Source organism: Streptomyces bathyalis, from assembly GCF_015910445.1.
Taxonomy (GTDB): Bacteria; Actinomycetota; Actinomycetes; order Streptomycetales; family Streptomycetaceae; genus Streptomyces; species Streptomyces bathyalis.
On sequence record NZ_CP048882.1, the window covers coordinates 1,343,343 to 1,355,464 of the forward strand.

Consider the following 12,122-nt stretch of genomic DNA (forward strand, 5'->3'; position numbering starts at 1 on the left):
GAGCACAGCGAGGGAGCGGCATGAGCACCAACACCGCCGAGTTGCTGAAGGGCGCGGCCGAACTGTTCCCGGACGAGGTCGTCACGCAGGCGCATGTGCGTCACCTCGACCTGCCGGGCGGCGCGGGCCGCTTCGCACTCATCACGCTGGACAACGGCTTCGACCACACCAAGCCGACGACGTTCGGGCCGGCTTCGCTGGCCAACCTCGACGCCGCGATCGACGAGGTGGAGAAGGAGGCGAAGGCGGGCGAGATCGTCGGTGCCGGCATCACCGGCAAGCCGTTCATCTTCGCCGTCGGCGCCGACCTCAAGGGCGTCGAGCTGCTCAAGGAGCACAAGGACGCCCTCGCCATCGGCCAGGGCGGCCACGCGGTCTTCCGGCGGCTGGCCGACCTCGGTGTGCCGACCTTCGCGTACTACAACGGCGCCGCGATGGGCGGCGGCGTCGAGGTCGGGCTGCACTGCAACTACCGCACCGTCTCGCAGGCCGTGCCCGCGTTCGGGCTGCCGGAGGTCTTCCTCGGGCTGGTGCCGGGCTGGGGCGGCTGTGCGCTGCTGCCGAACCTCATCGGTGCCGACCGCGCGGTCTCGGTCATCATCGAGAACTCCCTGAACCAGAACAAGCAGCTCAAGGGCCCGCAGGTCTACGAACTGGGCATCGCCGACGCCCTGTTCGAGGGCGCGGACTTCCTCGAGCAGTCGCTGCGCTGGACCGCGGCCGTCCTCAAGGGCGAGATCGAGGTCGTGCGCGCCGAGATCGACCGCGACGAGGCGTGGGACCAGGCCGTGGCACGCGGCAAGCAGATCGCCGACGACAAGGTGCACGGCGCCGCCCCGGCCGCCTACCGCGCGCTCGACATCATCGCCGCGGCCAAGAGCGGCGACCTGCGTGCGGGATTCGACGCCGAGGACAAGGCGCTGGCCGACCTGATCATGGGCGGTGAACTGCGCAGCGGCATCTACGCGTTCAACCTCGTGCAGAAGCGCGCGAAGCGGCCGGCTGGTGCTCCGGACAAGTCCCTCGCACGTCCGGTCACCAAGGTCGGCATCGTGGGAGCCGGACTCATGGCCTCGCAGCTGGCGATGCTCTTCGCCCGCCGTCTGGAGGTGCCGGTCGTGCTGACCGACATCGACCAGGAGCGGGTGGACAAGGGAGTGGCCTACGTCCACGAGGAGATCGACAAGCTGCTCCTGAAGGGCCGCGTCAACCAGGACAAGGCCAACCGGCTGAAGGCGCTGGTGACCGGGTCGCTGGACAAGGCTGCCGCCTTCTCCGACGCGGACTTCGTCATCGAGGCCGTCTTCGAGGAGATGGGTCTCAAGCAGAAGATCTTCGCCGAGGTGGAGGCGGCCGTGCCGGAGCACGCCATCCTCGCCACCAACACCTCGTCGCTGTCGGTCACGGAGATGGCCTCGAAGCTCAAGCACCCCGAGCGTGTGGTCGGTTTCCACTTCTTCAACCCGGTCGCCATCCTCCCGCTGCTGGAGATCGTACGGGCGGAGCGCACGGACGACGCCTCGCTGGCGACGGCCTTCTCCGTGGCCAAGTCGCTGAAGAAGACGGCAGTTCTGGTCAAGGACGCACCGGCCTTCGTCGTCAACCGTGTCCTGACCCGGTTCCTCGGCGAGGTGCTGCGTTCCATCGACGAGGGCACCCCCGTCGACGTCGCCGACCGCGCGCTGGCGCCGCTGGGGCTGCCGATGTCGCCGATCGTGCTGCTGGAGCTGGTCGGTCCGGCCGTCGCCCATCACGTCTCGGGCACGCTGAACGCGGCGTTCCCCGACCGCTTCGGCGTCTCGGAGAACCTCGGGCGCGTCGTCGACGCGGGCAAGCGCAACCTCTACGTCCCCGGCGCCGCGAAGCCGGAACTGGACCCGGAGGTCGAGGCGCTCTTCCAGACGGGCGACGTGGTGCTCACCGAGGAACAGGTGCGGGAGCGGGCGCTGGACGCCATCGCGCAGGAGGTCCGCCTCATGCTCGACGAGGGCGTCGTCGCCGAGGCACAGGACATCGACCTGTGCCTGATCACCGGCGCGGGCTGGCCCTTCCACCTGGGCGGCATCACGCCGTACCTGGACCGTGAGGGCGTCAGCGAACGGGCCACCGGGCGCCGCTTCCTGGAGCCGGGAGTCGCCAGCGTCCCCGCCTGACCAGGCAGACGAAAGAACCGGAACGGCGCCCGTCCGCAACGCACTTGCGGGCGGGCGCCGTTCGCCGTCGCGGGCCGCGCCACCCGCGCTACGGCGAAGGAGAAGGAGACGGAGAGAGCGCGAGGGGGTTGGGGCTCCGGACAGGCCTCAGACCAGCCACTTCCCATCGCGCATCAAGGTCCGTCCTGTCATCTCCGCGACCGTCCCCCACGCCTGCAGCACCTGCGGGACGACCCGGAAGAACATGTACGACGGGTGGCTCTCGCGGGGGTCCCAGCCGTCCTTGGCCGCGAAGGCGTCACCCACCTCGGCCGGAAGCTCGTCGCGGGTCAGCATGCGCGCGGTGCCGTGGACCAGGACGACGTCCCGTGTATGGCCGAGACTGAGCCGGACCCGGCCTGAGGCGCACATGTTGCGTCCGGTCGGATTGGTCTCCCGGGTGGAGAGCCACACCGCCTCGCCGTCCCACCAGAAGGCCAGCGGGACGAGGCACGGTTCGCCGGTGGCGTCGGCCGTGGCAGCCCACAGGTCGTTGTCCTTCGCCAGTCGTTCGAGCGCTTCGCGCTTGCGCCGCTGCGGGCTGCGGGGTCCGGTGGAGGGAGAGTCGGGTGCCGTCATGCGGGGAGGTTATGACGGCGGGCACCCGGCCACATCCGGCGTCGGATCTACGTCGCAAGGCGGACACTCGCCTCGTAGCGGACCAGATGGCCGCCAGGCACCCCGAAGGGACCCGCGTCCGCGCTCAACCGGCCGCGGCGGCTGAACGGACGTACAGGACCGCGCCGTCGACCGTTCCCACCCGCTCGTACTGAAGGGCAACGTAGGACCGCAGCGTCGGCGTGCGCGGCAGCGCGTACGGCTTCCCGCGGGAGTCGTCGACGATCAACGCCGGTGGCCTGCTTCGCAGTTCACGCCGGAGGTGCGGCCAGGCCCCCTCCATCGCATACCGCTCCCCCACGCGCGCGCCGGTGCGTCCGCCGCTGAAGTTGGTGAGGAAGCCGGCGGTGAGATAGCGGGAGGCGGGGGTGCGTCCGGCGAACCAGTAGCCCTCCGGGTGCATGCCCCACAGCAGCACACGATCGGTCGGCGCGGTCAGTCCGCGGACCTCGGCGGCCAGCCGCTGCTGGTGGGCGAGTTCGCCGCGCGGGAAGAGGAACAGCCCCCAGGCGAGGAAGCCCGCGGCGATGAGGGCATTGACGGCGAGCAGGGTGATCAGCGGGCGCACGGTGAGGTGTTGCAGGGCTGCGGCCGCCAACAGGGCCAGCCCGGGGGTGAGTTGGAGGAAGTAGTGGCCGAAGAACTGGAAACCCGCGGTCACCGCCACCGCCGAGGCCGCCACCCACACCCACACGTCTGAAGTCCTGCCCGGCATGCGGCCGGATCGTGACGCATGGAGCACCGCGAGCAGCATGGGCAGGCAACCCGCCAGCAGAAGGCCGCAGTTGGCGAGGGCGCGCATGAGCGCGTAGCCCACCGAGCCGTCCGCCGAGAGGTAGCTCTGTGAGCCGGTGGCCATCCAGAAGACGAAGCGTGCCGGCCCGTACAGGAGCGCCGCCGCCAGTACCGGAAGTGCCGTACTTGTGGACAGCCGCACCAGGGGCCACCAGCCGGCTCGTGCCGACCACAGCAGCCACAGCACAGGCAGCAGCACGGCGCCGCCGGTCTGCTTGGTGAGCACCGCTCCCGCGACCGCGAGGCCCGCCCACGTCCAACGCCCGCGGTCCGCGCACCACATGGCGAGAACCGTCCACGGAAGCATGAAGACCTCGAACGTGGCCGCCTGGGTGTCCTCGGGGACGAGGGCGACGGACGTGAGGACGTAGCAGACGCCCGCGAGACGTCCCGCACGGTCACCCCAGCGGCGGCGCGCGAGGGAGGCGAGCAGCACCGCACCGGCCAGCACGGCGAGTACCGCGGCCACCCTCAGCGGCCACAGTGAACGGTCGCCGAAGAGCGCGAACGCACCCCGGTACAGCCAGGGCAGCAGCGGCGGCTTGCGGTCCACTACGGTCTCGTAGAGCGTTCCGCCGGCCGCCAACTGACGTGCCTGCGTGGCGAGATAACCCTCGTCGGGATTCCACAGCGGCCGCGCGAAGGACGGCAGCCGGGTCACCGCGGTCAGCAGCGCCAGCAAGGGCAGCAGGCGCGCCCAGAATTGCCGCCGGCCCCCTCCCTGGACGCCGGCAGGGACCGCGCGGCCGGTGGGAGCGTGAGCGCCGTCCCCGGGTCCGGGCACCCTGGTCGTGGTCGTGGTCGAGGGCGGCATGGCACCAAAGCTAGCGGGACGCACGGAACGTGCATGCGGCAGGGCCGGACCAGAACCCTGAGAGGTCCGGTCCGTCCCTGCCGGCCGTCTGATCGCCCTTCCGCCGCCCGCCCTGGCCGGCTGCCTGCGAACGGCGGTCGTGCGCGCGTCAGTCGCGTGCGGCTTCGGCCGTCTCCGTCTCGTACCGGCCGTCCAGCTTCGCGACGAGACCGGTCACCTGACGTGCGATGTCGGGCGCGGTGAGCCCGATCTCGGCCATCACGTCGGCTCGCGAGCCGTGGTCGAGGAAGCGCTCGGGGATGCCGAAGTCACGCAGCGGCACATCGACGTTCGCGTCCCGCAGGGCCTGCGCCACGGCCGAACCGACGCCGCCCGAGCGGCCGTTGTCCTCGACGGTGACGACGACGCGGTGCTGCTCGGCGAAGGGCGCCAGCTCCTCGTCGACCGGCTTGACCCAGCGCGGGTCGACGACGGTCGTCGAGATGCCCTGCTTGTCGAGGAGGTCGGCGATCTCCAGGCACATCGGGGCGAGCGCGCCCACCGACACCAGCAGCACGTCGGGGCGCTGGACGTCCGCGGGCCTGCGCAGCACGTCCATCCTGCCGACGCGGCCGACCGCCGGAACGGGCGGGCCCACCTTGCCCTTCGAGTAGCGCACCACCGTCGGGGCGTCGTCCACCTCGACGGCCTCGCGCAGCTGCGCGCGCACCTGGTCGGCGTCGCGCGGCGCCGCAAGCCGCAGCCCGGGCACGCACTGCAGCACGGACATGTCCCACATGCCGTTGTGCGAGGCCCCGTCGGAGCCGGTGACGCCGGCGCGGTCCAGTACGAACGTCACGCCGCACTTGTGGAGCGCGACGTCCATCAGCAGCTGGTCGAAGGCACGGTTGAGGAACGTGGCGTAGACGGCGAAGACGGGGTGCATCCCGCCCGTGGCCAGGCCCGCCGCGGAGACGGCGGCGTGCTGCTCCGCGATGCCGACGTCGTAGACGCGGTCCGGGAACTCCTCCGCGAAGCCGTGCAGTCCGACGGGGCGCATCATCGCGGCGGTGATGGCGACGATGTCCTCGCGCTCACGCCCGAGCTTGACCATCTCCTCGCCGAACACCGAAGTCCAGTCGGCGCCCGAGGACTTCACCGGCAGACCGGTGTCGGGGTGGATGATGCCGACCTGGTGGAACTGGTCCGCCTCGTCCTCCAGGGCGGGCTGGTAGCCGCGGCCCTTCTCGGTCAGGCAGTGCACGAGCACGGGGCCGCCGAAGCGCTTGGCGCGCTGGAGGGCGGACTCGACGGCGGCGAGGTCGTGACCGTCGATGGGGCCGACGTACTTCAGGCCGAGGTCCTCGAACATGCCCTGCGGGGCGATGAAGTCCTTCAGGCCCTTCTTGGCGCCGTGCAGCGTCTCGTACAGCGGCTTGCCGACGACGGGCGTGCGGTTGAGGACCTCCTTGCCGCGGGCGAGGAAGCGCTCGTAGCCGTCGGTGGTGCGCAGCGTGGCGAGGTGGTTGGCGAGGCCGCCGATGGTCGGTGCGTAGCTGCGCTCGTTGTCGTTGACGACGATGACGAGCGGCCGGTCCTTGGCGGCGGCGATGTTGTTCAGCGCCTCCCAGGCCATGCCTCCGGTCAGGGCGCCGTCACCGATGACGGCGACGACGTGGTCGTCCCTGTGGCGCAGCTCGTTGGCCTTCGCGAGGCCGTCCGCCCATCCGAGGACGGTGGAGGCGTGGCTGTTCTCGATGACGTCGTGCTCGGACTCGGCACGCGAGGGGTAGCCGGAGAGGCCGCCCTTGCTCTTGAGCTTGGTGAAGTCCTGACGTCCGGTCAGCAGCTTGTGGACGTAGCACTGGTGCCCGGTGTCGAAGAGGATCTTGTCCTTCGGGGAATCGAACACCCGGTGCAGCGCGATGGTCAGCTCCACCACGCCCAGGTTCGGCCCCAGGTGGCCGCCGGTCTTGGAGACCGAGTCGACGAGGAACGAGCGGACCTCCCCGGCCAGCTGCTCCAACTGCTCGGGTGAAAGCTGGTCCAGGTCGCGCGGCCCCTCGATGCGGGTCAGCAGATCCCACCTTCCACGGCGCTGTGCCCTGGGGAACTCCACCGCCCCCGACCCGGGATGACGCGCTGGGCGCGGCCCCTTATCCACGGTGCCTCCTTGCTTTCGAGCGTGATCGAGCTGTGCCGATCCGTCGAGTCTAATGTTCCTACCGCAGACGGGGTCTCCTGGCCGTGCGAGATCGATCACCCGTCTGGACGCGGCACAAGTGGCGGCCGGCCCCGGCTGCCGGGCGGAAAGCAAGTCCGGCACACCGCCGGAGTGCCCCCTTTCCGGGGAACGGAGGCGTCCTTCCGGACGTGGCGCCGCAGGAGGCGCCCCGTCCCGCGCAACGGTGACCGGCCGCGGCGGTGCTGGCCGAGCGATGCCTGCCACCGGACAGGACGCTCCCGGCCCGTGTGCGGTTTCCCGCAGGGGAAAGTCCCGGGCGCAGCGGGAGTTGTCACCGCCCGAGGGGGTCCGGGCGCGAAGCGGAAGGCGGCCGCCCCGGACGGGCCGGCAGAAGGCCCGGCCCGCAGCCTCGTTGAGGCGAGGGGCACTCCGCCGGATCAACAGGGCCACGTTCCGCGTCGGCACCCGCCGCACGCCGCGGGGCCCCTGCGGAGCATGTCCGCGGAGGCCCCACCGCCCCGGGCCCAGGAGGGGCGGTACCGGGACCGTGGTCCCGGGCGGAAGCGTTCGGAGGCGGGTCCCGGAGAACCCCCCTCCGCCGCTTCGGAGCTGCTGCGAATGCGGCCGGTCCAGGTGCGTCCGGCTAGGTGCGTCCGGCCGTCTTCTGCGTACGCCGCGACACGGAGTCGATGACCACCGCGGCCAGCAGCACCGCGCCGGTGATCATGTACTGGATCTCGCTGGCCATGCCCAGCAGGTTCAGGCCCTGCTGGATGGACTGGATGACCAGGATGCCCAGCAGCGCGGACCAGATCTTGCCTCGCCCGCCGAAGAGGCTGGTGCCGCCGATGACGGCCGCGGCGATGACGTTCATCAGCGTGTTGCCGGCGCCGAGGCTCTTGGTGGCGCCGCCGGAGAGGCTGGCGATGAACAGTCCGCCGAACGCGGCCAGCATGCCCGCGATGCCGAAGACGGTGATGCGGACCCGCTCCACGTTGATACCGGCCCGTCGGGCCGCCTCGGCGTTGCCGCCGACGGCGAAGATCTGCCGTCCGTACGTCGTGCGCCGCACCGCGAAGTCGGCGATGACGAGCACCGCCAGGAAGAGCACGAGCGCCAGCGGCAGGCCGCGCGACTGGTTGAGCACGTACGCGGCGACGAAGGCCACCACCGCCACCACCACGGTGCGCACCACGATCTCGCTGACCGGACGCGACGGCAGCTTGGCCGCCCGGCGCCGCTTGGCGTCCACCAGCAGGGCGGCGGCGTAGGCGAGTACGGCGACGAGGGCCAGTCCGTACGCGGCGGCGATGTCCTCGAAGTAGTAGCCGGTCAGATCCTCGACGACGCTGCTCTCGGGGGTGTTGATGCTGCCTTCCTGGCCCATGAGCCAGATCTGCAGACCGCTCCACCCGAGGAACCCGGCCAGCGTGACCACGAATGCGGGAACGCCGACCTTGGCGAAGAAGAAGCCGTGCAGCGCGCCGATGGCCAGACCGGAGACGATCGCGATCAGCACCGCCAGCCAGTCGTTGACGTCGTGCGTGACGCTCAGCACCGCCCACACGGCCGCCCCGACACCCGCGACGGAACCGACCGAGAGGTCGATCTCCCCCAGGAGCAGGACGAAGACGATGCCGGTGGCCATGATCCCGGTACCGGCGATGTAGATGCTGATGTCGCTGAGGCTGCCTGCGGAGAGGAAGTTCCCGTTCAGCGACTGGAAGATGACGGCGATGGCGATCAGGCCGAGGACGACGGGCAGCGAGCCGAGCTCACCACCGCGGACCTTGCGCTTGAACTCCGTCAGATAGCCCGCGAAGCCCTGTTCGCGCACGAGCAGGCGGGGGTCGACCACGCGGTCGGCGCCGCCGTTCCCGGCGTCGCCGTTCGCGGGTGCCGCTTCCTTCGCGTTCGCGGCCTCGCTGCCGCGCTCCTTGTCGACGGTGTCGCTCACTGCGCCGTCTCCTTCTCGGTACGGGCCTGGCGGCGGGTGACCGCGTTGTCGGAGGCGCCGGTGATCGCCGCGATGACCTCCTCGTGGGAGGTGGTCGCCACGTCGAACACGCCGTTGTTGCGGCCGAGGCGCAGCACCGCGACACGGTCGGCGACAGCCTGCACGTCGGCCATGTTGTGGCTGATGAGGATGACGGCGAGGCCGCGTTCCCGCAGCCGCTCGACCAGGTCGAGGACCTGCGCGGTCTGCTCGACGCCGAGTGCCGCGGTCGGCTCGTCCAGGATCACGACCTTCGGGTCGCCGATGAGCGCGCGTGCGATGGCGACGACCTGCCGCTGTCCACCGGAGAGCGAGGCGACGGGGATGCGGACGCTCGGGATGCGGATGGAGAGCGTGTCCAGCAGCTCCATCGCCCGCTTCTCCATCGCGATCTCGTCGAGGATGGAGGCGTGGCGTGCCTCGTTGCCGAGGAAGAGGTTGGCGACGACGTCGAGGTTGTCGCAGAGCGCCAGGTCCTGGTACACGGTGGCGATGCCGAGCTCCTGGGCGTCGTGGGGCCGGTTGATCGTGACCGGCCTGCCCTCCCATTCGATGCCGCCCTCGTCGATGGGGTGAACGCCCGCGATCGTCTTGACGAGGGTCGATTTGCCGGCGCCGTTGTCGCCGACGAGGGCGACCACCTCGCCGGGCCGTACTTCCAGATCAACGTCGGTGAGTGCCTGGACGGCACCGAACCGCTTGGAGATCCCGCGCAGCGCCAGCACGGTTTCCTTCGCCACTGGGCCAACTCCGATCTTCCGTCAGGAGCCGCCCCCGCTCACGGCGGGGGCGGCGGCCTGCGATTCATTCAGGGAGAGGGGCCGCGGCTCCGGCGACCCCGGTGGTTACTTCAGACCGGCCGCGTCGCAGGCCTTCTTGAACTGCGGGGTGCAGATCTGGTCGACCTTGTAGACCTTGTCCTTGAGGATCGTGTCCTGGATGTTGTCCTTGGTCACGATCTTGGCGTCGTACAGCTGGGCGGGGACGCCCTTCTTGCTCTTGCTGTCGACCTTCTTCGGCGTGAACTCGTCGATCTTCTTGCCCTGGAGCAGAGCCACCGCGATCTCGGTCGTGGTCTCCGCCTGCGGCTTGATCGCCTTGTAGATCGTCAGCGTCTGGTCGCCCTTGATGATCCGCTGCAGACCGGCGAGTTCGGCGTCCTGGCCACCGAGCGGGACGTCCTTGACGCCCTGCTTCTTCATCGCGGTGGAGACACCGCCGGCCATGCCGTCGTTGGCGGCGTAGACGCCGTCGAAGCCGTCCTTGCCGAGCTTGGTGATGGCGGCGCCCATCTTCTTGTTCGCCTCGTCCGGCGACCAGTCCGGGATGTCCTGCTCATAGACGACCTTCTTGACCTTGTCGTCGAGGACGCTGTGGGCGCCCTTCTTGAACAGCGGCGCGTTCGGGTCGGTCGGCGAGCCGTTGATCATGACGACGTTGGCGTCCTTGGCCTTGTCGCCCAGCGCCTCGACCAGGCCCTGGCCCTGCAGTTCGCCGATCCGCTCGTTGTCGTAGGAGATGTAGGCGGAGATGTCGCCCTCGGCGAGGCGGTCGTACGCGACGACCTTGACGTCCTTCTTCGCCGCGCGGTCCACCCACGACTTGGTGGCCTGGGCGTCGACGGCGTCCAGGATGATCGTCTTGACGCCCTGGGCGATGAGCGCGTCGAACTGCTTCTTCTGAAGCTCGGAGTCCTGGTTGGCGTTGTTGTACTTGACCTTGCAGTCCTTGCAGAGGGACTTGATCTTGTCCGTCATGATGGGACGGTCGAAGGTCTCGTAACGAGTCGTCTTGTTCTCCGGCAGCAGCAGACCGATGGTCTTGTTGTCACCACCGCTTCCGCCGTCACCGCCTCCGGCCTTGCCACAGGCCGCGAGGGACACGGCCATCGATATGGCTGCCGTACCGATGACGACGCGACGCAGCTTTGCGTTCATGGGGTTCCAACCTCCCTGACGAGGCCGCGTCGTTGCGGCCGAGGTGGTCGGAAGTCAACTCCCAGGTCAGCCAGGCGTCAAGAAGTAAATCATTAACGAGACGGCAACGATGCCATCCGTTATCTCCATGAACCCATAAGGCCACGGTGTGTGTCCGTGCGGATCCGGAGCGGAGGCGAAGGGCAGCCGTTTCCGCCTGCCGTCCCGTTCGTCAGACGGACGCCGCGACGGCCCCGACGGGCGCTCTGCGTTCACCGTCGACGTCGCCCGAGGCCCGTCTTGCCGGTACGGCGGCCGAGGGCTCCAGGAGCGTCGCGTCTCCCATCTCGCTGAGCACCAGGGCCAGCGCGCCCAGCACCTCCGCACGGCCGCCGAGGGTGCCCGGAACCACCGTCAACTGGCGGGCGGCGCTGGGGATCGCGTACCGCGCGACGGAGTCGCGCACGGGCCCGAGCACCACGTCGCCCGCCTCGGCGAGATCGCCGCCGAGGACGACGCGGCTGGGGTTGAGCAGGTTGCAGAGGTTGGCGACGCCGCTGCCGATGTGGCGGCCGAGGTCGCCGACCACCCTCCGGCACCCGGGGTCCCCCTCGCGCGCCAGCTGGACCACCCGCGCCATGGTCAGGTCGGTGCCGTGGCTGGAGTGCAGAAGTGGCAGTACGTAGCGGGCCGCGGTGAAGGTTTCAAGGCAGCCGCGGTTGCCGCAGCGGCAGACCGGGCCCGACTCGTCCAGGGTGATGTGGCCGATCTCGCCCGCCGTGCCGCCGGGACCGCGGTAGATCTGCCCGTTGATGACGAGGCCGGCGCCGACACCGCTGGCGACCTTGATGTACGCCAGGTCCGTCGCGCCCCGCCCGTTGCCCCACACCTGCTCGCCCAGGGCGCCGAGGTTGGCGTCGTTGTCGACGTGCACAGGCACGCCGAGCCGCGAGGCCAGCTCCTCACGCGGGTGTGTGCCGCTCCAGCCGGGGAGGATGGACGTCGATCCCAGCTCACCGGTCTCCACATCGATCGGCCCGGGGACGCCGAGCCCCACGCCGATCAGCTTCTCGCGGCTGATGCCGGTGGTGGCGATGAGCCGGTGCACGAGCTGCTCGGCCCGGTCGAAGCCTTCGTCGGCCGAGGCGTCCACGTCGATGGGCTCGGCCTCCTCGGCCAGCACCTGGTGCGCGAGATTGCCCACGGCGACACGCAGATGCGAGTGCCCGAAGTCGACTCCGACGACGGCGCCCGCGTCGCCGCTCAGCGACACCGCACGCGCCCTGCGCCCGCCCGCCGAGGTGGGCGTGACCTGGACGGTTCCGCTCTCCTTGAGCTCCCGGACGATGTTGGAGACCGTCGCCGCGGACAGCCCCGTGGTGCGGGCGATCTCCGCCTGGGTGAGCGAGCCCGCCATGCGTACCGCCCGCACGACCCGCTCGAGGTTCGCCCGGTGCAGCGAGGACTGCGACCCCGGAGTCTCCACCACTGATTCACTCCCGCCTCGACGGCCGGCGCGACCATCGGACCGTCCGCCGTACCGAGTCTTCGGGAAACGGCATGTCTCCAACACCTGAACTCCAAGCAGAGCCCGAGCGGTTCTCTCCCGTCAAGACCTTGAACGAGG

8 protein-coding genes are annotated in these 12,122 nt (G+C 70.2%); 1 reads left to right on the plus strand and 7 read right to left on the minus strand.

The annotated features are described in order from the left end of the window. Positions 1 to 20: 20 nt before the first annotated feature. Positions 21 to 2,153, plus strand: coding sequence for a 3-hydroxyacyl-CoA dehydrogenase NAD-binding domain-containing protein (locus tag G4Z16_RS05925; protein WP_197349549.1), 2,133 nt, complete (start codon positions 21 to 23; stop codon positions 2,151 to 2,153). 147 nt (positions 2,154 to 2,300) lie between these two features. Here the strand turns inward: G4Z16_RS05925 and G4Z16_RS05930 are convergent, their stop codons facing one another. The 7 genes from G4Z16_RS05930 to G4Z16_RS05960 all read right to left on the minus strand — a co-directional run bounded on the left by G4Z16_RS05930 (position 2,301) and on the right by G4Z16_RS05960 (position 11,981). Further along, entirely contained in the window at positions 2,301 to 2,771 is a 471-nt protein-coding gene (locus G4Z16_RS05930; protein WP_197349551.1) for a pyridoxamine 5'-phosphate oxidase family protein, read from the minus strand. A gap of 124 nt (positions 2,772 to 2,895) precedes the next feature. Next, entirely contained in the window at positions 2,896 to 4,419 is a 1,524-nt protein-coding gene (locus G4Z16_RS05935) for a glycosyltransferase family 39 protein (RefSeq protein ID WP_197349553.1), read from the minus strand. 148 nt (positions 4,420 to 4,567) lie between these two features. Continuing rightward, the gene (gene dxs, locus G4Z16_RS05940; RefSeq protein ID WP_197354192.1) at positions 4,568 to 6,478 is read right to left on the minus strand and encodes a 1-deoxy-D-xylulose-5-phosphate synthase; all 1,911 of its coding nucleotides are present in this window, start codon (positions 6,476 to 6,478) and stop codon (positions 4,568 to 4,570) included. Between the two features lie 748 nt (positions 6,479 to 7,226). Then, positions 7,227 to 8,540: a sugar ABC transporter permease gene (locus G4Z16_RS05945; RefSeq protein ID WP_197349555.1), complete on the minus strand. Its 1,314-nt coding sequence runs from the start codon at positions 8,538 to 8,540 to the stop codon at positions 7,227 to 7,229. Then, a complete protein-coding gene (locus tag G4Z16_RS05950; RefSeq protein WP_425508147.1) occupies positions 8,537 to 9,304 on the minus strand; it encodes an ATP-binding cassette domain-containing protein in 768 nt (255 codons plus the stop codon). Before G4Z16_RS05950 ends, G4Z16_RS05945 begins: the two co-directional genes overlap by 4 nt. A 120-nt stretch (positions 9,305 to 9,424) precedes the next feature. Continuing rightward, the gene (locus G4Z16_RS05955; RefSeq protein ID WP_197349558.1) at positions 9,425 to 10,516 is read right to left on the minus strand and encodes a substrate-binding domain-containing protein; all 1,092 of its coding nucleotides are present in this window, start codon (positions 10,514 to 10,516) and stop codon (positions 9,425 to 9,427) included. Positions 10,517 to 10,727: 211 nt separating this feature from the next. Next, positions 10,728 to 11,981, minus strand: a complete 1,254-nt coding sequence (locus tag G4Z16_RS05960) for an ROK family transcriptional regulator (protein ID WP_197354193.1) — start codon at positions 11,979 to 11,981, stop codon at positions 10,728 to 10,730. Between the last annotated feature and the right edge of the window lie 141 nt (positions 11,982 to 12,122).